This window comes from Spirosoma pollinicola (assembly GCF_002831565.1).
In the GTDB taxonomy this organism is placed as follows: domain Bacteria; phylum Bacteroidota; class Bacteroidia; order Cytophagales; family Spirosomataceae; genus Spirosoma; species Spirosoma pollinicola.
On sequence record NZ_CP025096.1, the window covers coordinates 2981924 to 3006314 of the forward strand.

General features: G+C 46.3%; 18 protein-coding genes. 16 read left to right on the forward strand and 2 right to left on the reverse strand.

Annotated elements, in window-relative coordinates:
* Positions 1–3 precede the first annotated feature (3 nt).
* A complete protein-coding gene (locus CWM47_RS12545) occupies positions 4–642 on the forward strand; it encodes a DNA-3-methyladenine glycosylase (RefSeq protein ID WP_100988305.1) in 639 nt (212 codons plus the stop codon).
* A gap of 22 nt (positions 643–664) precedes the next feature.
* On the opposite strand, the gene CWM47_RS12550 is transcribed toward CWM47_RS12545, so the two are convergent.
* A complete protein-coding gene (locus CWM47_RS12550; RefSeq protein ID WP_100988306.1) occupies positions 665–4876 on the reverse strand; it encodes a PAS domain S-box protein in 4212 nt (1403 codons plus the stop codon).
* Between the two features lie 392 nt (positions 4877–5268).
* On the opposite strand from CWM47_RS12550, the gene CWM47_RS12555 reads away from it, so the two are divergent.
* Positions 5269–6753 (forward strand): right-handed parallel beta-helix repeat-containing protein, encoded by a 1485-nt coding sequence (locus CWM47_RS12555; RefSeq protein WP_100988307.1) that lies wholly within the window; start codon positions 5269–5271, stop codon positions 6751–6753.
* A 95-nt stretch (positions 6754–6848) separates the two neighbouring features.
* Here CWM47_RS12555 and CWM47_RS12560 read toward each other — a convergent pair whose 3' ends face one another.
* On the reverse strand, positions 6849–8066 hold the full coding sequence (locus CWM47_RS12560) for a hypothetical protein (protein ID WP_100988308.1): 1218 nt from the start codon (positions 8064–8066) through the stop codon (positions 6849–6851).
* Positions 8067–8324: 258 nt separating this feature from the next.
* Here CWM47_RS12560 and CWM47_RS12565 point away from each other — a divergent pair, with 258 nt between their 5' ends.
* The 14 genes from CWM47_RS12565 (at position 8325) to CWM47_RS12630 (ending at position 24387) form a co-directional block, all read left to right on the forward strand.
* On the forward strand, positions 8325–8672 hold the full coding sequence (locus CWM47_RS12565) for a LytR/AlgR family response regulator transcription factor (protein WP_100988309.1): 348 nt from the start codon (positions 8325–8327) through the stop codon (positions 8670–8672).
* Positions 8673–9445: 773 nt separating this feature from the next.
* Positions 9446–10342 (forward strand): glycosyltransferase family protein, encoded by an 897-nt coding sequence (locus CWM47_RS12570; RefSeq protein WP_100988310.1) that lies wholly within the window; start codon positions 9446–9448, stop codon positions 10340–10342.
* An 80-nt stretch (positions 10343–10422) separates the two neighbouring features.
* Positions 10423–11886, forward strand: coding sequence for a right-handed parallel beta-helix repeat-containing protein (locus CWM47_RS12575; protein ID WP_100988311.1), 1464 nt, complete (start codon positions 10423–10425; stop codon positions 11884–11886).
* Between the two features lie 821 nt (positions 11887–12707).
* Positions 12708–13520 (forward strand): polysaccharide biosynthesis/export family protein, encoded by an 813-nt coding sequence (locus tag CWM47_RS12580; RefSeq protein WP_100988312.1) that lies wholly within the window; start codon positions 12708–12710, stop codon positions 13518–13520.
* Between the two features lie 42 nt (positions 13521–13562).
* Positions 13563–15857, forward strand: coding sequence for a GumC family protein (locus CWM47_RS12585; RefSeq protein WP_100988313.1), 2295 nt, complete (start codon positions 13563–13565; stop codon positions 15855–15857).
* A gap of 78 nt (positions 15858–15935) precedes the next feature.
* Positions 15936–16613: a sugar transferase gene (locus tag CWM47_RS12590; protein WP_100988314.1), complete on the forward strand. Its 678-nt coding sequence runs from the start codon at positions 15936–15938 to the stop codon at positions 16611–16613.
* A 37-nt stretch (positions 16614–16650) separates the two neighbouring features.
* Entirely contained in the window at positions 16651–17433 is a 783-nt protein-coding gene (locus CWM47_RS12595; protein WP_100993851.1) for a WecB/TagA/CpsF family glycosyltransferase, read from the forward strand.
* Positions 17430–18413: an NAD-dependent epimerase/dehydratase family protein gene (locus CWM47_RS12600; RefSeq protein WP_100988315.1), complete on the forward strand. Its 984-nt coding sequence runs from the start codon at positions 17430–17432 to the stop codon at positions 18411–18413. The genes CWM47_RS12595 and CWM47_RS12600 overlap by 4 nt, the downstream gene beginning before the upstream one ends.
* On the forward strand, positions 18413–18757 hold the full coding sequence (locus tag CWM47_RS12605; protein WP_100988316.1) for a cupin domain-containing protein: 345 nt from the start codon (positions 18413–18415) through the stop codon (positions 18755–18757). The genes CWM47_RS12600 and CWM47_RS12605 overlap by 1 nt, the downstream gene beginning before the upstream one ends.
* A complete protein-coding gene (locus CWM47_RS12610) occupies positions 18744–20153 on the forward strand; it encodes a flippase (protein ID WP_240625880.1) in 1410 nt (469 codons plus the stop codon). The genes CWM47_RS12605 and CWM47_RS12610 overlap by 14 nt, the downstream gene beginning before the upstream one ends.
* 3 nt (positions 20154–20156) lie before the next feature.
* Complete coding sequence (locus CWM47_RS12615; protein ID WP_100988317.1) at positions 20157–21065, forward strand: glycosyltransferase family 2 protein; 909 nt, start codon at positions 20157–20159, stop codon at positions 21063–21065.
* Positions 21066–21074: 9 nt separating this feature from the next.
* Complete coding sequence (locus CWM47_RS12620) at positions 21075–22250, forward strand: glycosyltransferase family 4 protein (RefSeq protein WP_100988318.1); 1176 nt, start codon at positions 21075–21077, stop codon at positions 22248–22250.
* The gene (locus CWM47_RS12625; RefSeq protein WP_100988319.1) at positions 22247–23506 is read left to right on the forward strand and encodes an O-antigen ligase family protein; all 1260 of its coding nucleotides are present in this window, start codon (positions 22247–22249) and stop codon (positions 23504–23506) included. The genes CWM47_RS12620 and CWM47_RS12625 overlap by 4 nt, the downstream gene beginning before the upstream one ends.
* Entirely contained in the window at positions 23503–24387 is an 885-nt protein-coding gene (locus tag CWM47_RS12630) for a glycosyltransferase family 2 protein (RefSeq protein WP_100988320.1), read from the forward strand. Before CWM47_RS12625 ends, CWM47_RS12630 begins: the two co-directional genes overlap by 4 nt.
* Positions 24388–24391: the final 4 nt, after the last annotated feature.

The window sequence follows — 24391 nt, forward strand, 5'->3', positions numbered from 1 at the left end:
CGTATGCCTAAACTTACTCTCGACGTTTACCAGAACCACGATACAATAACCCTTGCCCAGCTTTTGCTCGGCTGCGAACTCGTTCACGAATCCGGCAGCGAAGGCAATACGGCAGGGATTATTGTTGAAACGGAGGCTTACCTGACCGACGATCCGGCTTGCCATGCCTACCGCCGACAAACGCCCCGAAACGCGGCCATGTTTGGCCCGCCCGGAACACTCTATGTGTACCAGATCTACAATCATTACAACTGCATCAATGTCGTTATGGGGCCGGAAGGCGTGGGCGAGGCCATCCTGATTCGGGCGCTCGAGCCCACAGAGGGGATTGACCTGATGGGCCTACGCCGAAATGAAGCCTTTAAAACCGGCTTTGAGCGGTACCGCAACAACACCATCGATTCAACCACTGCCGATGGGCAGCGTAACCTCGCCAACGGACCAGGGAAACTTACTATTGCGATGGGTATCAGCCGGACGGAGCACAACTTTACGTCGTTAACAACGGGCGATATCTTTATTCGCGGACCCGTTCTGCATGATTTCGAGATGGTTACGACTACTCGAATCGGCCTGACGCAAGGGGTCGACTTACCGTATCGGTTTTATATAAGAGGAAATAAGTTTGTGAGTAAAAAGTAAAAAGCGTTGCATTACCAACTGGCTAAACGACTGGCTCGCCCACCCATTTTTTCAGTAAACCAGTTAAATAGTCGATTTCCTTTTCTACACTTCCATACAACTCGGCTATTCCCTGAGTATCTGTCGTTTCTACGCATTCCAACTTTCTGGACAACTCCGCCAGGTTAGTGAAATTCACGGTTAAGGCCGTTCCTTTCAATTGGTGAGCCACTGATTTCAGGTCGTTTATATTACCCCGCTGAAGCGTCTCATACATGCGGACTGGCACTGTATTTATATACTCGCGGGCAGCCGCGAGAAGCATATTTATTAATTCTTTATTATTGCCCAGTCGCTCTTTTAAACCTTCCAGATCAAAATGATCGGTAAGGTCAGCAGGCGGATTTTTTGTTGATGGCTCTGCTTCCTGATGGAGCCATTTTGCGATAATCTTTTCCAGTAACGCTGGCAAAATGGGTTTACTCAGGTAGTCATCCATGCCCGCCTGAAGACATTTTTCCCGCTCACCCTTTACCGTACCGGCAGTTAGCGCAACAATAGGTATCCTTTTATTTATCTCCAGACTTCGAATGACTTTAGCCGCTTCGTACCCATTGGTGAGGGGCATCTGAATATCCATAAAAATAAGATTAGGATGGCCAGATTGAAACTGCTCAATAGCCTCCTGTCCATTTACGGCTTTCAGCAGGGTGGCCTCCGGCAAGATACGGGCCAGCAGCGACGCGGCCAGTAACATATTGACCTGGTTATCTTCGGCAATCAGGATGGTAGCAGACCGGTGAGTATAGCCTTGCTCATGCGGCAACACCATCATTTCCTTATCAGTGACCTGTACTGTTGTCTTTAGTCTGATCTGGGCTAAGGAGTTATAAAGCTGCCCCAGTTTAACTGGTTTTACCAGCCGCTGAAATACGTTCAGTTCAGTACAGGCGGCCGTTACTTTTTCATCTTCCGATGAACTGTGCAGCAGCATAATTGGTAACTGCTCGGCCAGCAAATGCAAATCATTTCGAATGTGCCGGATCGTTGACAGGCCATCGAAAAAAGGCATGTGATAATCCATCAAAACAGCATCGTAGCGTTCGCCCGTCTTTAACCGCTCCAGTGCTTCGACCCCGCTCTTGACCTGATCGCTTTGAATGTCTTTTAACCGGAGCATTTCCTGTAAAATATGCCGATTGGCAGCGTTGTCATCAACAATCAGCACGTTTCGTATCAGCTCCAAATTTGTCCACTCTACGGTATCTTCGACCATTGACTTAAAGTCAACATCGAAATAGAATGTACTGCCTTCGCCAAAGACACTGTGCAACTGAAGCTTGCTGCCCATGAGTGCCAGCAGCTTGTTTGAAATAGCCAGTCCTAAACCAGTACCCCCAAACCGGCGGGTTGTCGATGCATCCTCCTGGGCGAAGGCATCAAATATCTTTACCTGATTTATCGGAGCAATGCCTATACCCGTATCCCGCACCGAGAAACGAAAACATGTATTCTCATTGTACTGTGAGCCAATGAGTTCTACCTTCAATTCGATCTCCCCCTCCTGAGTAAACTTAATGGCATTGCTCAGTAAGTTCACTAAAATCTGACGAATTCGAACAGGATCTGTCCAGATAAATCGAGGTACATCGGGCGCAATATTCAGCAGTATTTCCAGGTCTTTCTGGTGAGCCTGAAGTTTAATTATATCGGTTACCTGACTGCCAATCTCCAGCAAATCCGATTTTTCGATACACAGATCCAGCTTGCCTGCCTCAATCTTGGAGAAGTCAAGAATATCGTTGATAATGTCGAGCAGTGAATTGGCCGACTGGTACACCAGCGACAGATAATGTTGTTGAGTCTTGTCGGTATTTGTTTTCAGCAACAGGTCTGTAAAGCCAATCACCCCGTTGAGAGGTGTGCGAATTTCGTGGCTCATATTGGCTAAAAATTCCGACTTGGCCATGTTGGCCGCTTCTGCCAGCTCTCTGGCCCGCTGGAGTTCCTGTTCGGCTTTTTTACGGTCGGTAATATCCTGAAAAGTACCATAGATCCGAACACATTCGCCGTCTTTAAGATCCGCTTCGCCGAGTGCTTTTACCCATATTTCATTGCCTTTGGCAGTAATAATGACCAATTCGAGATCCCAGGGAATACCTTCCAGAACGCTCAGTTCAGCAGCCGCCAAAAAGGCATCCCGGCTTTCGCCCTCTTTGAAAAAAGAAACGTCAGTGACCATGTCAGGAACATAAGCGGGTGCCACTTCATGCATCTCTTTTGTTATGTCTGACCAGTATAATGTCTGTGCTTTCCAGTCTATCTCCCAGCCACCAATGCGGGCCAGTTGGTTGGTTTGGGCAAGATTTTCCTTCGTTCGCGTCAGTTCATCATTGGCTCGTTGCCGATCTGTAATGTCACGGGCGGCAGCGTAAATGAGTTCACCCTCTGTCCTGGCGCGCCATTCAATAACACTGTAAACACCGTCCTGATGTCGATAGCGATTTGTGAAGTTGAATATCTTGTCACCCTGTCCCAGCGTTTGGAAGGCTTCAAGGGTTTTCGGCAGGTCGTCGGGGTGAATGAAGTCCATAAATTGCCTTCCGTTTATTTCTTCGACAGGGTAACCAAGAATAGATTCCCAGGCTTTATTTACCGTTATAAATTTCCCGTCCAGATTGGCAATACAGAACAGATCCAGTGCTGTGTTAAAAAAGGCTTCAAGCTCCTGAGTTTTGGCTTTCAACCTGTCTTCCAGTTGTTTTCTGCTGGTTATATCCCGCTCTACGGCAATAAAGTGCGTGCAGTTACCAGCCTCATCAAAAGCGGGTGTAATGGTCACCTCGAGCCAGTACGTATGGCCACCCTTTCCGTAATTCAGGATAATTTCTGTACAATCTCTTTTTTCTTTAACGGCCTGCCCCATTCGGCGGGTGGTTTCAGGGTCCGTTTCGGGGCCCTTAAGAAAACTGCCCGGCCTTCGGCCGATAACTTCTTCTTTCGAGTAGCCTGTTAATTTTTGAAAGGCATCGTTTACCCAGGTTATATAACCATCTGCATTAGTAATGACAATTATATCGGTCGTTTTGGCCGCAACCAGCGCCAGTTCTTTCAGCTTTTCCTGATCCAGTTTGCGATCCGTAATATCGTGTAGGGTAGCAATGATTTCATTTTTTCGTGAATCAAAAACGCCCTTTGAATTACTCCAGATCCATTGCCCGTTTTTATGCCGTATGCGATGTTCAACATTTGAGGTTAATCCTGGTTTGGCAGCTTGCTTAAGCGCTGAAAAACAGCGGGTAACATCGTTGGGGTGAACAAAATCAACAAACGATTTACCAATCATTTCATCTAGTTCATACCCATACAGCCTCGTCCAGTTTGGGGCAAGATAAGTAAACACCCCTTCCAGATTAACCCGCAGCAGAGCATCACTCATATTGGTAACTAAAAGAGCCAGATCTTCTTCAACAGCCTGTTTATCCGTTACATCGTACCCTATACACAGAATCTCTGTTACTTCATTAGTTGCTACCGATACCTGAGCAATGAATTCCCACTTCGTTAAGAGAATACTACCATCACTAAGGGGTTTTCTAAGAAGTACGTGATGGGCTTTTCCTGGGTCCTGTATACAGTTGACTGCTGTATCCAGACATTTACCATGATCTTCAACGATGATACTTTGCAGAGAGGGCGTTCCAAGTATATCGGTTTTGTTCAGCCCGAAAACACGGCAGAAGTGTTCATTAACAAACGAGTAGTTACCATTTAGATCAGTGGTTATAAAATATATAGACTGGTTATCAAGAATGCTTTTAAAGGCAATTTCCAATTCACTAACCAATCCGTTTTCTTTTCTTTCATGAATCCGACTGTAGTGAGCGCCTATCATTCGGCTGGGCTTACCCTGCTCATCCCGGATCAACCAACCCCGGCATGCAAGTTTAACAATTGTCTTATTCTGGTGTACATATCTGATTTCTTGATCGTAAAAAAAATCAGGCTCACCTACTTGATCAATGACCAGTTGAGTAGACTGTAAAAAATCATCGGGATGAACCAGCAATTGCCAGTTAGGCAATTGATGAGGCATATAGCCAAGTACAGAACATAAAGCAGGGTTTACCCATCTATCCTCAGGGCTTTCCAAATTCCAGTACCAGAAACCATCCAGGGCAACTTCCTGAATAAAATTAAAAACTGGCTCATGAAATTTCACAAACTCATACAGTTCTTCTTTCAGATTTTTCATCAATTCGTTACGGCTATGTATATTTACTTTATGCTATATACTATACTTATCTATCAACGTAAACTATTATAGAATAAATAATATTAATGTTTACCAAAACTAACATTTATAAACTAAATATTTCAGCATAATGCGCTTTTATTCTTTTTTCGGCGCTGATGATCAGTAATTTAATAAGCTTTCAACCATCAAATTTGAATATGCTCTGGTAATTACCCTGATCATTTATAACGACTTGCACTACCCATAGATATAACCAATAAAGTAAAATTGGTGCACTGATAGTTAACTAATAAAAATTTCATTAAACTCATGAATAGATAAACTACCGAATAATAAATTTATTTGGATGCCGTTCCTAAAGTAGTATTACTCTCTTTTTATCAGAAACTATGTTCAATTTTCTCCGATGGAGTGGTGTAGCAACCATAGCTGCACCACTCATCATGATGAGTTGTGAGCGCCCGAATTTGCAGGCTGATCCAACAGCATCCGTTACTACCGCAAAATCCTCAATTACCTTTATGTCAATGAATCAGGTCAGGGGTCTTAGGGAAGCCGCCCCCGATAGTATTTACCTGACAGATGCTGACAAAGCAGGCGTTTTTGCCCTGGACGTGCATGACAAAAAAAGCGATGATAACACCGGGGTTACGCTGGTGACCGCAAACGGAGATCGCTATAAGCGCGTCTACGCCGGATCTGCCAGTGCTACCTGGTTCAATATATCGACACAGGATAATGATATTGGTCCCGAGTTGCAGGCAGCGGTGAACTCGACAAATGATGTTGTCATTCCCGATGGTGAGTATACGCAGCTAACAAAAGTGATCCTGAGAAGCAACGTAACGATTCGGGCGAATCCGGGTAAGGTAACGATCAAGCTCACCGGCAGCCAATACATCTCTTTTCAGAATTTCTGGCTCGAACAGAATCTCAATAACATTACCATCGATGGGTTGAGCTGGCTGGTTGCCTCAACTGCACGGGTAGAGGGCTCTTATGGCCCTATCACAATTGATGGCCCTTCGGTACGGAATCTGACTGTCAGAAACTGCCGAAGTATTCATACCTCATCTACCGCCAATGTCAACTGGTTTTTTCTGAAAGTCCAGCCGGGGAAAGTGACCAGCAATATTTTGGTAACAAATAATTATGCCAGAGGAGCCCGCATGGGCGCCGAATTTCTCAGCCAGCGTCAGCCCGTTCCTTATCTGGGAAAGGGGATCACGGTTACAAACAATAACTTTGAGAACTGCGGCTTCGGCATATCGGTAGCTGGCTCGTTCGATGGTGTTGATGTAAGTAACAATTACCTCAAAAACTGCCCTACTTATGGTGTTGAATTTGCTGGCTGGCTGCATAATGCAAGGCTCACCAACAATAAGTTTGAGGGCAGGTTCACATCGCTTTTTGCCGGTAACTGGGAAAACGACGGCGATGGCAATACAAGCGGCAACGGTATGTATGTCAATAATAATTCAACCGTAAATTTGGCAACCGGCAAATGGCAGGTTCGCAATGGGTATAACATGCTGATGCAGAACAATAACCTGATGATGACCGGACTGCTCGATATTTCGGGGGCCACAAAAAATGCCCGGTTCATTAACAACCGATTTGTCAGCACGACCGAAAATAAGGTTATCCAGATTAATGACGCAGCAAATCTAACGTTTAGTACTAATTACATCAGCAATGAAGGGGTCACGAATAGTTGGGTAACCATTGTTGTCAATGGACAAGCCTGTACCAATAACTCTTTCTTCAACAACACCATCGTACGAAGTTCGGGCAGTTTGCTTGCCGCTGGTAACGGCGCTACGTTTCAGTTCTATAACAACCGCGATAAAAACGGAAATCTGCTCTCTTTATAGCTTGAATTTATTATGCACGGCGTAAAGTAGGCTATCATTACCCCAACCCCTGAAGGGTAATAATAGCTTGCTTTACACTATATCAAAACCACGTCTCAATCAGGCGGGTTTAGTGCCTTCTCCAGCTCGCTTTCTTCATCTGCCGTTGCTGAATCCTGGCGACGTTTGGGGGGTACTTTTACCTGGTTATCGACAGTTTGCCTGCTCTTGACTTTGGGGGGCGTTTTTGTCGATTCAACACGAATTGGTTCATTTACCACGTTTGCGGTTGACATCTGTTGAGGAACTTTGTTAACCGGTGCTATCGCTGATTGGCTAACCGGTCTGCCCTCTACCTGAGGTGCCGGTACAGAAGAACTTATCGTACTGCGTATCACTTTATCCAACTCACTATTCGCCAATGTATCCGTAGTACTGGCGGGTTTTAAACGCGGTGGCTCATCTGACGTAGTAACCTGACTGGCTGTTCGATCCTGGCAAAGGCTCGGAAAAAGCTGGCATTTAAAGGTATAGCTAACAACGGCCAATGCAGCTAACAGCCCAACTGTCAAACCGGTTATCCACCACTTCCTGGCTGGCGTGTTAGTATCCGAAACTGGCTTCGTTCCTACTACACCTGTGCGTAAACTTGGTAACAAGCTCATCTTCTGCCCTTCCAGAATAACCGTCTCACTAGTATATGGAGCTTCGATTCGTAGATGGCCTTTTTGTCGACCTCGCTTACCCGAGAAGTAACGAATATGCACATACGTCCCCGTTGCCGATGGAACAACCAGTATCGAAGGCCCAAAAGTAGGTCGGCTGTCGCTTGCCAACAGGAAATAATCAGGCGAATCGGTGGAAATAGAGACAGGTGTGTTGGCGTTTGTTTGAGCAATGGTCAACAATCCAAAGCCTGGCCTGTCTGCTGATGACTGCATAATTGTCAATACCGAATCACTAACAGTAAGTTCAGGTTTTTCACTGATGGTTAGCGATGTGTTGGCTGAAGTATCGACCGTCAACACAATTTTTTCGTCCAGTGAATTGTGAATGACTATTTTTCCAGAAGTGGGTCGATCACCGGTAAACAGTAAGGTAACGGTCCCCTCAGCAATCCACTGTCCATTAGGATGTTTCTTGTAGGGGAAGTCCTGAGTTTGCTTGGGCTCGGTCGTTAGGGAGGTCGTTAGCAAATAGCCTTCTGGCGCATTTACGACTAGATTTCCGATCATCCATTCAGGGCCAACTATCGACTCAACCGGGAAGCTAAACGCCTTATCGTGAAAGTCGTCGGCCCGAATAATCGTTGGTACAGGCTGTCGAATAGGCATATAAAGTGGCTATAAAAGAGGAATATGGTATGCAAATCAAACTATAAAGGCTTCTTTTTAGTTAGAAAACGCTATACTTCATTGATGAAAACAAGGTAAAATTTAGAACAATTGTATCAGATGAGGGCTTACAAAAAGGTAAAATTTAGTGTAGAGTAAACAGAAAGTTAGCCAGCCATGTCTTGCCCAAACGTTTTAATACAGCTTAAAACCGAATGCAAAGGCACTACGTATGTATGACAACTCAACAGACTCTATATGAAAACTATTCAATTAATTGGTTATTCACCCCCCGTTTTAATTAACTCTATCGTATGGCTTGAAGGAGACGCTAATTACACACGAATACATTTTCAGGATGGCACCGTGAAATTGATTACTCAGTCTCTGAATTGGTTTGAACAAAATCTCGATTTTGTACGGGTTCATCGTTCGGCAATCATCAATCAGGCTTATGTCGCGGAGTTCGTCCAAAAAAAAGGACGTTCGGGTTGGGTTCGATTAATGGACGACACAATCATTCCTGTTTCCCGCGACCGGCTGGATTACACAGCGATTCATCTGGCATTGGCCAATGCCCATGAATCGCCTTCTAAAGAAGCCTAAAAAAGGTCTAACAACCGTCCAGTTCAGAATGGGTACCGTTGAGAATTCTATTCTTAGCCGTTGTTTCTTTGCCAGATACATCCGTTGAGTTTCGATAAAAATAACACATATTGATTTATATCAAGAGTATTACATGGGTTATATACTCAGGTACTTAACACAAAAATAATAGGCTTGTTAGACGTAAAAGGCAGTTAATTTCTAAACTGGTATAACTATGAAAAATTATATTTTTAATCTTTTTGTTTAAACGATAATGTTACCAAAATTAAATACTCGTAAATAAATTATTCCAAAATTTTAAATATAAAAACATTAAACTACAGTTTACTATAATGGGCTAAATCATCCAATAGCCACAAATCCTTTGTTTGAGAAAACTCCCCATCTAGTTTTATAGTAGATATCCATGAAAGCGGTGCTAAAAGTGTCAATTTATTTCTGCACAATAGCTTTACTTCATAATTAGTAGATGGATAGACTACCAAGCCCTACTCTTAGTTTATATAACATCTATTTTAATAGCAGTTCCTAATTATCAAAAAGGAATTTCACTAATGTAAGCATTGACTTACTGAATTGTAAAAACAAATACCAAGCGCATTACACTCTGCTTTATCCAACTATTTACGATACATAAGTCGTCCTTTAATTCTGATCATTCGATCTGGTTTATCTGGCACGCCTATGTTTAACTATCAGTACAACTGCCAGTTGTTGAAGGGCTTTGGCTTGTAGACAATTGATTAATTATTACTCAAACGTTTTATTTTATGAATGCACCGGTAATTTTATTTGCCTATAAACGGCCGCGCGAACTTAAGGCGACAATTCAGGCTCTTCAGGCAAATCATCTGGCCCCGGAAAGTGATCTGTATATCTTCGCCGATGCGCCCAAACGCCCGGAAGATGCGCCCAAAGCCGCTGAAGTTCGCCAGCTTCTGGATGAGATTTCAGGTTTTAGAACTATCTACCGCGACTATGCAGAAACCAATATTGGATGTGCTGATTCGGTTATCAGAGGGATATCCTATGTTCTGGACAGACATCCATCGGCCATAATCGTTGAAGATGACCTGATCACATCGCCGAATTTTCTGGACTTTATGAACCAGGGTCTGGAGCAGTATGCTAAAAACAAGCGGGTATATTCTGTAGCGGGTTATACATTTCCTTTTCAGAAACCGGCAGATCATGACTCCGATGCCTACTTCATTCAGCGGCATAGCCCCTGGGGATGGGCAACCTGGGCCGATCGCTGGCAATCAATTGACTGGGATATGGCCGAGTACCCAGCCTTTATACAGGACAAAGATCAGCAACGCGCTTTCATGCAGGGCGGCTCTGATTTGCTCAATATGCTGCGCGACCAGATGGAAGGAAGAGCCGATGCCTGGGATATTCGCTTCTGTTTCAACCGGTTCAAACGGAACGGATTAACGGTTTACCCAACCACTTCGAAAGTAGAAAATATCGGTTTTGGTGAAGAAGCCACGCATACGAACATTTACAATCGCTACAAAACGGAACTGGACGATGGTGCGCAGCGCGTATTTACGCTACCCAGAATTGTTCAGACTACTGAATACTACAAGCGGCAGACGCTTCGACGCTACAGCGTACCGATTCGAATATTCAATCGACTGAAAACGCTGGCTGGCATGCGCTGACCGGACTTCCGCCCGCTCCAGATGTCTTAGTCGGAGCGGGCTTTTTTTTACTTAAAATCATTTATAAATCGCTCATCGTAATGAAATATTCCAACTTTTTCAAGTTAAGCCTGTTGGTAAGCTCACTTACCCTCCTCGCTTATTGCAAGCAGTCAGACCCGGAGCCCGATGTGTTTGTTCAGCGGGAAGATGCCTTGACCATTGCTCAGGTAAGATCATTCAATAGCAGTTCTGTACCTACGAGTATTCGCATAACGGATGCTGGTAAAGAGGGGGTGTTCAAACTAGACCAAACAGACCAAACCAGTCCCGACAATGCGGGAATTACACTGGTCACTGTCAAAGGATATCGGTATAAACGGGAGTTTACCGGATCGGCAAACGCCTTTTGGTTTGGGGTCACTGAATCGGATGATGATATGGGTCCCGAATTAATTGTAGCCATAAGGTCTACCAATGATATAACGATTCCGGACGGCACCTACACGCAATTAACCCCCGCTAACCTGAGGAGTAATCTGACACTTCGGGGTAACCCCGGTAAAGCGATCATCAAACTCCCCAAGTCGCATGTTTCTTTGGGAGCCCTTGTCAATGCTACCGATAATTCATCTATTAATGATGTAATGATCGACGGGTTGACCTGGATCGTATCTTCTCAGGAGATAGGCCAATACGGGACAATAGCTATTGATGGCCCTTCTGTGTCTAATCTGACGATACAAAATTGCTCGGGCAATGACGCAGCGGCAAAGGACAGTACAAACTGGCTGACGCTGAAAATTCAGGCCGGACACACAGCCTCGAACATCATTGTGCGCAACAATACCGTGCAGGCAAAACGTATGGCCTGCGAGATATTCAACCACGACAACATCAATGTTTATGCAGGCACGAACATAACCGTGAGCGGTAACACCTTCTCCAATTGTCACTTTGGCATTTCGCTATCCGGTCCGCTGGATCAGCTTACTGTGGACAATAATTACATAAAAAACTGTAGTCTCTATGGTATCGAGATAGCGGGGGCGTCGCACAATGTAAAGATCACCAACAACAAATTCGAAGGCGTATTCGACAAATTTCTGGCAGGGTCAAATGACGGTGCTGGCAACGGTACTATTGTTGGCGGCATGATTATTAGCGGCAATACGACAGTTGGCCAATGCAAGGGCGGTGTGCTGATTACCAATGGCGGCACAGTACAGTTCACCAAAAATGTCCTGAATATGACAGGTATGATTGAGTTGAAAAACTCAACGGCGGGTGGAACATTCAGCGAAAACGTTATTGAAAGCCTCGCCACCAAAGCAATCATCTGCGATGATACACCAAATCATACATTTACCAACAACACAATTTCTAATAAAAATTGTCCGGTAAATCAAGCTACGATTCTGGCATATGGCCCAAAGGCCGTTAATAACGTGATTACAAAAAATATCCTGATCCAGGGCGTAGGTGGTAAGCCATACGACGCTGTGTTGGGCGCTACTATCCAAGCATCACAGAACCGTGCAGAAGCAGGCAATTTGATCCCATAATAAGTAATTATTCTTAAGTGTGACAGTAGCTTACTTCAAGGTTAATTTCGGGTAGGTATTAACTAAAATTGTAAAGATTTTTTTGTTACTGGTAAGCATTTCAAGGTCGAGCAGCTCATCAAATTAGTATTGATGAGCTGTTTAAATTTTAAAAAGATGGGGCACTTTTCTGCTTTCAGTTCAAGATGATTTATCAATGAAAAACAGTACAATACCTTTTAATAAAAAAACAAAAAGTCTGATATAGAGGACTTCTTACAATAGTACAAATTAGTATTTAAAAACCGCTAGAGACATTATATAATAATTTATCCTTTCTTTATAACTATGCCAATAAATGATCAAAAAACTTAGTTAATTTCTTAATTGGTATTACTATCTTGTTTTATAGAAAACATCCCTTAAGTACCATAATATTATTAATATTAAGCGTTGATTCGGCGTAATTTGTTACCATATATGAAATAACAAAAACAAAATACGTTCTTTTTATTTACAGATTCGAAATGGGTGTTTTTCCCCTAAACCTTTGACCACATAAATCAACATTCTACTTTCGAGTTATAATAGTACAACGGACGAATGACAAATTCTCCCCCTTTGTACTCCACCGTGCACCTATTTTCCTAGTACGCTACACGTACACGCTACAGGCTTCTGCTACCAGACTATTGTAGTGAATTCACTAAACAAATTAGTAACCATTGTCAGAGTAGTATACAGTGTAAACTATTTCCGAGAACTGAGTCAATAAATAAGTAATCAGATTCATTTCATTTACCGATCATACTAAAAACAGAATGACCAATCCACGTTTAAGAATGAGTAAAAAAACGAGTAAAAAAGTTGAACTACGCCTGGGCAGTTGGATTAGCTTACTAGTGGTCATCCTTTCGGTAGGCTTACTGAACGGATGTACATCGGCCAAGAAACTAGTCTATTTCCAGGGCGTGACAGCACAGGATGATACAGTAAGTATACAGGAAACCTTTATACCAACGATTCGAAAAGGCGATGTACTATCGGTTCAGGTGAGCAGCCTGAATGCTGAAGCATCGGCTTACTTTAATCCAGTATCTATGGCCGACGCCAGTGTGGCAAGTGCTGCGGCTAACCCGCTGGCCCGCACTATAGGGTATGCAGTGGCTGATGATGGTACGATCAAACTGCCCCTTATTGGCCAGTTGAGTGTTATTGGATTGACAAATGCAAAAGCGGGTGACCTGATAACCTCCAAGCTTAGAAATTATCTTAAAGAACCAACAGTCAACGTACGCAACCTGAACTTCAGAATCTCCGTACTGGGAGAAGTAAGTCGACCGGCTTTGTTCACAATTCCAAACGAACAGATCACGCTGCCGGAAGCCCTGGGGCTAGCTGGCGACCTCACCATTTACGGTCGTCGTGACAACATTCTCATTATTCGCGAAGAAGGTGGCAAACGGGTATTTAAACGCCTTAACCTAACCCAGCGTGATGCGTTTAAATCGCCTTACTATTCACTCCATCCAAATGATGTAGTATATGTGGAACCTGGCAAGGCAAGAGTGACGAGCGTAGACAGAGCTTATCAGCTTGCACCGATCATAACCGGCGTTTTATCGCTGATAGCTATTATCGCGACCCGGCGCTAACCGGAAGCACCATCAACTCTCAACGTAAATCAAGAGAACGAAATGAATCAAAACTCGACTCAATCGTATGTTTCCTACCAGGTTGTTGACAACAACCCGGCTCTGAGGACGCATATTCTCCCCTACCTACGCTATTGGCCTCTATTCATTCTGTCAGTGGGCTTATCGCTGGCGGGGGCCTATGTGTATCTCCTCTACAAACAGCCTATCTATAAAGTCCAGGCAAGTTTGCTGCTCCAGGATGAAAAGAGGGGCAACGGCCAGAATAATCCGCTGAAGGAGCTGGATGCCTACTCCCCCAAGAAAGTTGTCGAAAATGAACTGGAAGTCCTGCATTCATCTACCCTGATGGATCGGGTGGTGACCGGCCTTCATCTGGACAGCCAGTATTTTCGCCAGACGAAATACGGCAAGCGGGAAATATTTACCGAATCGCCGGTTTGGTTGCTGATCGAAGAAGCCAAACCTGATTTATACAAAAAGCCATTGTCGCTTTCGTTTGTCAATGCGCAAACGGTGCAGATCAACGACAAAACGTATCCGCTCAATGAGCAGCTCAAAACTCCTTACGGCCAGTTTCGTGTACTGACCCGGCAGGCTGTGAGCAGCAAGACCGAACCGGTTATCGTTCAGGTAATGCCACAGGCAGCCGCCGTTGGTATGTATCTGGACAAACTGAAAATTGAGCCAACCAGCAAAACATCAACGGTCATTCATTTGACACTGGAAGATGCCGTTCCACAAAAGGGTGAAGCAGTACTGAACAGCCTCATCAATGAGTATAACCAGGCAGCCATTGCTGATAAAAATAAGGTTGCCGGAAACACCTTGAAATTCGTAGAAAACAGACTCCGGATGGTATCGGGCGAGTTGGCTGCGGTTGAGAAGAATGTAGAGCAGTATAAGTCAACCCTAGGCATTACTGACCTGAGCGAACAAGCTCGCTCTTTTCTGCAAACAGCCAACCAGAACGATACGCAACTAAATCAGGTAACCGTTCAACTGGCCGTACTCGACGACTTGCAAAGGTTCATTAGCACCCAGTCGGACAAACGTGGCAGTACGCCCGCTACGGTAGGTATCAACGATCCCGTTTTGCTGGGTCAGATCAACAACCTGTCGCAGCTTGAACTGGAGCGCGATGAACTGCGCCAAACGAGCGGAGACGAAAATCCGAAACTTCAGGCACTGGACAAGAAGATCAGAAACACAAAAAACAACATTGATCAGAACATCCTGACAATGAAGTCCATGCTAACGAGTTCGAAAGAGCAGTATATAGCGAAGAATGAGAAGCTCGAAAGCGATATCCGTACGGTGCCAAAACAGGAACGGGCGTTGATGGACATTACCCGTCAGCAGAACATCAAAAACGACCTGTATACCTACCTGCTTCAGAAACGCGAAGAAATGGCCGTTACGTTTGCTGCTGCCATTTCTGATAGCCGGACCATTGATGCGGCCAAAAGTAGCCTCAGCCCTGTGAAACCGGTGGGTATTGTGATCTACGCCCTCTTTGGTCTGGTTGGTCTGTTGCTGCCCACAGCGGCCATTGCCGGCAAAGGCGCTCTGAACACCAGAGTATCGCGCCGGGGTGATGTAGAAGGCGTAACCCAGGTGCCTATTTTGGGCGAAATAATGAGCAAGCGCCACCGCGATGTGCTGATTGTAGCGCCTAATAATCGATCGGTCATTGCCGAGCAAATCCGGTCAATCCGAACAAATCTTCACCTCGGAAAAGGCGATTCTGACGAGAGTCAGGTGATTTTGTTCACCTCAAGCATCAGCGGTGAAGGCAAGTCATTCATATCGCTCAACCTGGGGGCAAGCATGGCCTTGCTGAAACAGCCCACGGTGATTCTGGAAATGGACTTACGGTTACCCCGCCTGCACCAATTGTTCGACATCGACAATTCGGTAGGTATCAGCAATTACCTCAATGAAGAGGCTGAGCTGGACGACATTCTAAAGCCGGTTCCGGGTTACCCGAACTACTTCATTATTCCCAGCGGGCCCCTGCCTCCAGATCCTTCGGAACTGTTAAGCGGTCCTAAGTTGAAGCAACTGATCGGTGAGCTGCGTGAGCGATTCCGGTATGTGATCATTGACGCACCCCCGGTAGGTATTGTTACAGATGCTCAAGCCATTGCTCCTTATTCTGATGCAACGCTCTTTGTTGTTCGGCATGGAGTAACGCCTAAGGATAGTCTCAAGGTACTGGATATGCTCTACCGTGAGCAACGCTTCCAGAATATGAGCATTATTCTGAATGCAGTAGGCAGTGGTGATGGATACCATTTCAACAATGGCTACAAAAACAGCTACTCGTATCGCTAATACCTTCGACGCCATTAAGGCGGTTTGCTTTTGACCGGTGATTTTCTCAACTGTCCATACCTGTAACTAGATATTCTTATGCAGGCTTCTACCAACGGAAAAACTTTTCATTTATACCTAAGCTACGATGGTGAGGCAAGGCCTTACACAACGAAGCGTATTGTTCAAGATGTCAAAAAGCGGGGATTCGACCTGCTTGTGGCAACCTTGGTATCAGCCCTTATTCTCATTTGGCTCATACCTCTACTTGCCCTATTGATTAGATTGACATCATCGGGTCCTCCCATCTTCGTGCAGTCCCGAACAGGGCGAAATGGACGGGTGTTTCCCTGCCTGAAATTTCGGACGATGACTTACGACCGAAATGCGAAATTTCATCAGGCTACTCAGCACGACATGCGTATAACCCGCATTGGTCGGTTCCTCCGCAAGACGAATCTCGATGAGATGCCTCAGTTCCTGAATGTACTGGCCGGGCACATGAGCATTGTAGGGCCTCGCCCCCACCCGATTCCGCTCGACGCCCAGCACTGGCATACACTGCCTGGCTACAAAGAGCGCTACACGGTTCGACCCGGTATTACCGGTCTGGCGCAGGCAAGAGGAGCGCGGGGTGAAACGGCAGAGGTGTACAAGATGAAGATTCGGGTTCGCTACGATCATCTGTATATCCGTCGCCAATCGACTCGCCTGGATGCAAAAATCTGCTGGTGGACCGTACAGGCGGCTCTTAAAGGCAATAAAAATGCCTGGTAAACAAACATCATCTATAACGCATAAATCGTCCACCCTTATGACAAAAGTCCTACAAGTCAAGCTTTATGATGCTGGCTTGCCTTCGGCGGTGCAGTCTATTATTGGCCAGTGTACCGCTGCTTTACCCAAAGAGAACAAGTGTATCAGCGCAACAGGTGCACACGGTTTGGTAACGGCCTTTAAAGAGCCGGAATTCAAAGCGGTGCTGGATTCCTTTTACTGGAATCTGCCCGACGGTATGCCGGGTGTATGGGTTGGCAAATTGAAAGGTGCCAAACAAATGACCCGCTGCTACGGTCCCGACTTTTTTAAGTTCGTGATGGAAGACAGTGCCGACAAATCGGTCAAACATTTCTTCTGTGGCGGCCAGGAAGGCGTTGCCGACGAATTGAAAAAGGCCGTTGGTCAGAAGTTCAATAATTACCAGGTAGCGGGTACGTTCTGCCCACCCTTCCGGGAAATGTCGGACGCGGAGTTTCAGGCATTAGGAAATCAGATCAATCGGTCGGGTGCAAACATCGTCTGGATTGGCCTGAGTACACCCAAGCAGGAACGCTTTGCCCGGCGCCTGTCGCAGTGGATTAATGTCAACTTCATCGTTACGGTTGGAGCGGCTTTCGACTTCCATACCGACCGGGTATCGCAAGCCCCCGGCTGGATGCAGAAAGTCTCATTGGAATGGCTCTTCCGGCTTATGTCTGAGCCAAAGCGGCTCTACAGACGGTACCTGGAAATAGTACCCTTATTTATCATTCTTAACGTAAAGGAATTTTTCTCACCTATCAAACAATCAACTGCTTCGGCAAATCAACAATTATGAAAAAAGCTCTCGTCTGTGGTGCTGGCGGCTTTATTGGCGGCCACCTTGTTAATCGACTCAAATCAGAAGGATACTGGGTTCGTGGTGTCGACGTAAAAGGAAACGAATACGACAACAACAATGCCGATGAGTTCATCATTGGTGATTTGAGAAACCCGGAAGTAGCCGACGAAGTAATTACGTCGGATCTGGACGAAATCTACCAATTAGCTGCCGATATGGGCGGTGCTGGTTTCGTGTTCACCGGGACAAACGACGCGGCTATTATGCATAATTCGGTGCTTTGCAACCTGAACGTGCTCGAAGCTGCCAAAAATAAAGGCGTAAAACGGATTTTCTATTCGTCATCGGCCTGTATGTATCCAGAACACAACCAGATGGACCCCAACAACCCGAAATGTTCGGAAGATTCGGCTTATCCAGCCAATCCCGACAGCGAATACGGTTGGGAGAAACTCTTCTCGGAGCGGCTGTTTCTGGCCTACCAGAAAAATCACGGCATCGAAGCCCGCATTGCCCGCTTCCACAACATCTTCGGCCCAATGGGCACTTGGGAAGGTGGTCGTGAGAAAGCACCTGCTGCCGTTTGCCGCAAAGTGGCGATGGCCGAAGACGGTGGTTCGATCGAAATCTGGGGTGATGGCAAGCAAACCCGTTCGTTCCTGATCGTAGACGAATGTGTTGAAGGTATTCGCCGGTTAATGAGTTCTGATTTTTCGGGCCCTGTCAACATCGGTTCCGAAGAAATGATTTCGCTCAATGACTTCGCCAAAATGGTGATCAACATTTCGGGCAAAAACCTGAGCATCGACAACATTCCCGGTCCGCTGGGTGTGCGCGGACGTAACTCCGACAACCACCTGATTCAGGAGAAACTAGGCTGGTCACCAACAACTCCCCTGCGTAAGGGTGTTGAAAAAACCTTCACCTGGATTACGGAACAGATCCAGAAAAAGGAACTCGAACCAGTAGCTGCCTAATGGAACGGATCACAGCCTCCCTTATGCACCTTGAGCGTGAGCTTACGGCTCACGCTCAGGGCGCAAAGCAGGTTTTTCTCCGGTACAATGATACGCCAACGAACCTCACGCAAGTTGCGTATGGCACGTTTACAAAGGCGGATTACTGCGAACTGCATTCGCACCCAACTATGGAAGAGTGTTTTTTCTTTCTAAAAGGTGAAGGCGTCTATGTAGTCGACGATCAGCAGATTTTGTTGCAGCATGGTGTTTTTGTCCGGATTCCGGCGGGTGTGCCGCATCGGCTGGAAGCAACCGGAGATGAACCTTTAGAGTACGTTTATTTTGGAATTGCCACCGACTAAGGCCCAACCGGCCAGCCCTGAAAAAGAAGAAACCAGCATGATTAGTGAACATCCAGTTACCGAGCCAAAAGCAGCCTTATCGAAATCGGTACTGAAGCGATTTGCCATCAATGTGGCGTCGCTGTTCAGCGTTCACGCGGCTAACATGCTGCTGCCCCTGTTAACGGTGCCGTATGTTGTACGCATCATTGGACCGGAGCGGCTGGGGTTGCTGAACTTCTCGATGGCGTATGTGGCGTATTTCACATTGCTGATCAATTACGGGTTCGATACGGCGGCTGTGCGCTCCATTGCCGCCGACCGGACCAATAAGGCGTTGATCAACAAAATTTTCAGTGAGGTGGTTGTTGGTAAGGCGCTGCTTTGGGTGTTGTCGACTATCATTTTCTGTATCGTTTCGTTCTCGGTACCCGAGTTCAGAGAGCATTTGGTACTGCATGTTTGCACGTATTTCAGTTGTATTGGTGTGGTGCTGTTTCCGGTCTGGCTGTTTCAGGCTATGGAAGATCTGGGCCGGGTGGCGGTGTTTAACCTCATCGTCAAAATCCTGTTCACACTGACCGTGTTTGTGGTGATTCGTCAGGCCGACGATTACGTCTATCAAAACCTATCGCTCAGTCTGGCGCAGGTGCTGGTTAGTGTTGTGGCTTTTCGGGTGGCTATCAAGCGGTTTACTATCGACTTTAGCTGGCCTGCCTTTTCGGCGCTGGCTGAACGCTTTCGTGACAATCGGATTCTGTTCTTTACGTCGGTTGTGGCAACGATTTATGCGGGGTCGAATATCTTTTTACTCGGTCTGTTTTCTACGCCTTTCAGTGTAGGGATTTTTTCGGCAGGTACGCGCATCGTCGGCATTGTACAGGCGTTTGTGTCACTGGCCCTGAATCAGGCCTTTTTCCCCATTGTTGCCAATGCCTTTGGGCAGGGCAGGGAACAGGGTTTACGGATTGTGAAGACTATTTTCTTCCCTGTCACCCTCTTTATGATGCTCATCTCGGCGTCTATATGGATCATAGCACCCTACTTCATTCACCTGTTTTACGGGGCTAAGTTCGAGGAAGCTATTCTGGTTTTGCGGGTTGTTGCTCTATTGCCAATCACATTGGGGCTCAATAACTTAATGGGTGTCCATACCATGCTCAGTCTGAAAATGGACAAACCATTTTTTCGAATTACGGCTATTGGCTCCGTCATCAGTCTTAGTTTGAATGCGCTGTTGATTCAAAAATACAGCCACGTGGGTGTGGCCTATTCCTGGGTTATTACAGAAGCATGTGTTACGCTTGGTTTCTATCTCTATCTACGCCACAAAGGTGTCCAACTAATTCAGTTCAAGTACTTACAGGACGCGGTCACGTTCACGTCGAACCGCATAAATACCCTGTTTAAATCATAAAGAATGCAAACAGTGGCCGCCGTTGTAGTAACATACAACCGACTCAACGATCTAAAAAAATGCATTGACAGTCTCCAAAAGCAAACCCGTCTGCTCGATGCCATTTTGGTTATCAATAATGGCAGCACAGATGGAACAGCGGAGTGGCTGGCTGATCAATCAACCCTGCGCGTTATTACGCAGGCTAATCTGGGCGGTGCCGGTGGTTTTGCGACCGGTATCAAGACCGCCTACCAGGCCGACTTCGATCTGCTCTGGTGTATGGACGACGATTGCCTGGCAGCGCCCAATGCGCTTCAGGAACTGCTTGAATCCCCAAACATTGGCCCCTGCATTAAAAACTGCATGTCGGTTAGTACAAAAGATGATGCAGAGCTCGCCTTTTATGTGGATCGCCCGAATCGCAGCTACCGACAGGTAACTGATATGACATCGTTCGATTTGGTGTATGGAGTGGCGTCACTTTTTAACGGCACGCTGATTAGTTCGGAAGTGATTCGGACGATTGGTATACCCGACGAGAAGTTGTTTATCTGGGGTGATGAAGTCGAGTATATGACCCGCGCTCAAAAAATGGGCTTTCCGGTGGTTACCGTACCTAATTCGGTATTCTACCACCCGCCTTCGTTTGATCGGAACGGTATTCCCTGGCCCGGTGCCTGGAAACAATACTATGCCGTTCGGAATCAGCGTCGGGTGTTTCAGAATATGCATGGCGATAAGTATGGCAACCTGGTTTTTCTACAGTGGTCCGTACGGGAAACCCTGCAACAGATGATGGAAAAACGCAAGAACCGGATATATAACTTTTTGCTCTACGGGGAAGCGGCTTTTGACAGCATGCTTAACAATTTCCGCAAACGGCCAGAGACAATTTTGACCCTACGGCTCTATCGGTTTATGCATAAATAATCCTGCCTTATGAACGTACTTATTGCAACTTATCTATCGCCAACATCGCCCTCGGGCGTGGTCACTTCCACCAACATACTTGTCAATGATTTGACGAGTGCCGGTGTGAATGTCCATATGGTCGATGCCACCAATACCCCGGTAATCTGGCGCAAATGCCTTGGTGTATTGAAGCGGTTGATGCGCCCGTTGGGCGGGGCGTTTTATGTTGTATATGATGAGTTCGCTTATTTCACGGGCATCTATCTGTCTACCCGCAAACTGCGGCAATCTCATTTCGACCTTATTCATGCACAGGACGTTCGTTCAGGCGTAGCGGCCTGGATGGCCCTGGGTCGGAACACACCCGTTGTGCTAACCTGTCATTTCAACGATGATCCCGTTCATGAGCTGGTAGATACCCATGCGCTTAAATCAGGTTTCACGAAGCAGCTAACGGCCTGGTACCGCTACCTGTTCTCACACGTCAAAAACTATTTGTTTGGGTCAGAGTACGCCTATATCAAGTCGAAGCACCTGTTACCCGGCAACATCAACAAATTGATTCTGCCTAATTCGGTTCGCTTAAACGCGCCTGTCAACGCTAAAGAAACCGCTAATCCGACAGAAACAGGGAAACTGATCATCTGCAACGTAGGCTATATCGACGAACGGAAAAATCAGCAGTTGTTGCTCCAGATTGGTCGCGAACTGATTCGGCGGGGCACAACCAATTTTCACATACGGCTGATTGGCGACGGCCCGAAACGGGCTGAGTACACGCAGATGGCCAACCAATTTTCGCTAACGGACTATGTCACGTTTTACGGTCAACAGGCAGAGCCCTGGCGGTTGGTCGCTCAAAGTGATCTGTACATTCATACCTCACTGAACGACAATTGCCCGTACTCACTCATCGAGTCGTTTGCCGTTGGCACGCCGGTTCTGGCTTTGCCGGTTGGCGGCATTCCGGAAATGCTGCCCGATGGTGCAGGCGCTCTGCATGGAGCAACGGTTGTCGAATTGACCGACGAGGTTTTGACGTATTTCGACGCGGAGAAGCGCCAGCAACTGGCCCGCGTTCAGTCAGCTTATGCTGCGAAAGTATTCGACTCGCAAATTAACCTGGACAAAATGCTTTCATTTTATCGGCAACTACTTGGGGAGCCTGCTCCTGCTGTTGCCCATCTTGCCCCTGTATCATGAAAATCTGGATCTATCGGGTTGTCTTATTTGTGTTGCTATTCGGGATGAGCGCGCTCATTTACGGGGGTAATGCGCTCAACCCGTTGCTCGATAAAGCGGTTAGCGGCACAACCCTAATTGGCATTATCGCGCTGGTCATTTATTATTTCCGTCAACCATCTCTGTACAAAATAGTGGCCTGGCTGCTCGTACTGGGCGTAATTGGCCTGGTACTGGAATCCAAATACGAATACGGGCAGTTTGTTTATTCTTATTTCGTTATCAAGCGCTTTGCCTATTGCGGATTAGCGTTAATGACCTATGCGGTCGCCACACAAGCCGGAGAATTGAAGATTCAGTGGGCCAACTACCTGATTTTCGCTTTTTACATTATTAACCAGTTGTTTCTGGGTCAGATTTTCAGTTATAACCTAACGTCCGAAAGCCGAACCGTAACCTCCAACGAAGCCCTGTATCTGGTTATTCCGTGCGTATACTATTTGATGATGTATCTGAAGGATCGTAAAATCCCCGATCTGCTGTGGATGCTTTTCACCTTCGCCTTTATTGTGTTCCTCCTGCACCGTTCCGTTATCTCGGCGGCTATCATCGCGATTGGCGTGGTGGCGGGCCTGTCAGTGATAGGTAAACTTTCGACGGGCGGTTTTCCAGTAGGTCGCACGCTGGGCACGTTTGTCGTATTACTTATTCTGTTGGCGCCTGCGCTGGCCGTGATGCCGGGAAACAAAGTCAACGCGTTTATGGAAAACATTGGGGGTATTCTGGACCCTAAAGAAGACAACACGGGTAGCTGGCGTCTGGAGCAGTCGGAGTATTATTTAAGTAAGATTCCCGACAAACCCATACTGGGCTGGCGCTATGTCGGGTACGACAACGGCGAGATTATGGAGAATGAAGATTTTCCCGAAAAAGGAACCATTATCCACTCGCAGTATATCGACATGCTCTATAACTATGGGGCCGTTGGACTAGCCATTAACCTGCTGATCATCCTCGGTACGCTAGTGGCCATATACCGCCGGAACAAGGTTTTTTCTATTGAGCAAACCGTTCTGTTCTGTTTTCTCATCAGTGGCCTGATTTACGCCGTTTCGTACCAGTTACCGGTTTTTTTCTGGGGCTTTGTGGGTCTCGGTATGTACTACGCCCGCAAACAGCCATCTGACGACAGTTCGACGGACTACCAGACGGTTGACATCGTTGATGATTCCGTTATACCTTCTTTTAGATTGACTACAAAACACGAAATAATATGATCAGTATCGTTATCCCTGTCCACAACCGCTTAGAATTTACCCGGCAATGCCTGGAGTGTCTGTCTGTTCAGACATACCGAAACTTTCAGATTATCGTAGTCGACGATGGGTCTACCGATGGAACCGACACGATGATCGAGCAGGAATTTCCGGACGTCGTTGTCCTGAAAGGCGATGGCAATTTATGGTGGACAGAAGCGACAAACTGGGGTATTCGGTACGCACAGAAACACGAGGATAAACAGCAGGAAAATTTCATATTGACCCTGAACGACGACACCCGCGTGGCACCCGATTACCTGCAAACCATGCTGGATGCCTTCCGGAAACATAAGCCATGTCTGGTTGGCTCTGTAAGCGTCGATAGCGATAACCCCGAAAAGCTGGAATATGCCGGTGCTGCCTTTGAGCTGTATACTGCCGGTGGACGTCACCTGTCAGAGGATTATAACAGCAGTTACCGCGAGTTGGCTTCACGTACGTCATTCGTTGAATCGCACTCGCTACCCGGCCGGGGCACGCTTATTCCCATGGAGATTTTCGACAAGATTGGTCTGTATGATTCCAAGAAATACATCCACTATATGTCAGACATCGAGTTTTCGGTACGGGCTCGCAAGGCTGGCTACCGGCTCATTGTCAATGTATCCAGTGTAGTGTATGAATATGTAAAAGCAACCGGTATTCAGGTTGAGCGGAAGATAACCTTCAAAGAGTTTATCAATGGCTTTACGTCCATAAAGTCGCCAACCAACCTGCGGGTTCGCTACAATTTTGCTATTGATCATTCCAAGACGAAAGCTCTTTATTTCTGCTTCGACGTCGCCCGGATTTGCACTGGTTTTTTACTGCGCAAAGTCCGGATTATGAAACCACTATAAGTGT

What these genes read in the sequence shown, in the direction of transcription:
- CWM47_RS12585 (WP_100988313.1), top strand. Translation starts at nt 13,563, where the DNA reads ATGAATCAAAACTCGACTCAATCGTATGTTTCCTACCAGGTTGTTGAC.
- CWM47_RS12630 (WP_100988320.1), top strand. Translation starts at nt 23,503, where the DNA reads ATGATCAGTATCGTTATCCCTGTCCACAACCGCTTAGAATTTACCCGG.
- CWM47_RS12600 (WP_100988315.1), top strand. Translation starts at nt 17,430, where the DNA reads ATGAAAAAAGCTCTCGTCTGTGGTGCTGGCGGCTTTATTGGCGGCCAC.
- CWM47_RS12565 (WP_100988309.1), top strand. Translation starts at nt 8,325, where the DNA reads ATGAAAACTATTCAATTAATTGGTTATTCACCCCCCGTTTTAATTAAC.
- CWM47_RS12605 (WP_100988316.1), top strand. Translation starts at nt 18,413, where the DNA reads ATGGAACGGATCACAGCCTCCCTTATGCACCTTGAGCGTGAGCTTACG.
- CWM47_RS12625 (WP_100988319.1), top strand. Translation starts at nt 22,247, where the DNA reads ATGAAAATCTGGATCTATCGGGTTGTCTTATTTGTGTTGCTATTCGGG.
- CWM47_RS12555 (WP_100988307.1), top strand. Translation starts at nt 5,269, where the DNA reads ATGTTCAATTTTCTCCGATGGAGTGGTGTAGCAACCATAGCTGCACCA.
- CWM47_RS12575 (WP_100988311.1), top strand. Translation starts at nt 10,423, where the DNA reads ATGAAATATTCCAACTTTTTCAAGTTAAGCCTGTTGGTAAGCTCACTT.
- CWM47_RS12545 (WP_100988305.1), top strand. Translation starts at nt 4, where the DNA reads ATGCCTAAACTTACTCTCGACGTTTACCAGAACCACGATACAATAACC.
- CWM47_RS12570 (WP_100988310.1), top strand. Translation starts at nt 9,446, where the DNA reads ATGAATGCACCGGTAATTTTATTTGCCTATAAACGGCCGCGCGAACTT.
- CWM47_RS12590 (WP_100988314.1), top strand. Translation starts at nt 15,936, where the DNA reads ATGCAGGCTTCTACCAACGGAAAAACTTTTCATTTATACCTAAGCTAC.
- CWM47_RS12620 (WP_100988318.1), top strand. Translation starts at nt 21,075, where the DNA reads ATGAACGTACTTATTGCAACTTATCTATCGCCAACATCGCCCTCGGGC.
- CWM47_RS12560 (WP_100988308.1), bottom strand. Translation starts at nt 8,066, where the DNA reads ATGCCTATTCGACAGCCTGTACCAACGATTATTCGGGCCGACGACTTT.
- CWM47_RS12615 (WP_100988317.1), top strand. Translation starts at nt 20,157, where the DNA reads ATGCAAACAGTGGCCGCCGTTGTAGTAACATACAACCGACTCAACGAT.
- CWM47_RS12595 (WP_100993851.1), top strand. Translation starts at nt 16,651, where the DNA reads ATGACAAAAGTCCTACAAGTCAAGCTTTATGATGCTGGCTTGCCTTCG.
- CWM47_RS12580 (WP_100988312.1), top strand. Translation starts at nt 12,708, where the DNA reads ATGAGTAAAAAAACGAGTAAAAAAGTTGAACTACGCCTGGGCAGTTGG.
- CWM47_RS12550 (WP_100988306.1), bottom strand. Translation starts at nt 4,876, where the DNA reads ATGAAAAATCTGAAAGAAGAACTGTATGAGTTTGTGAAATTTCATGAG.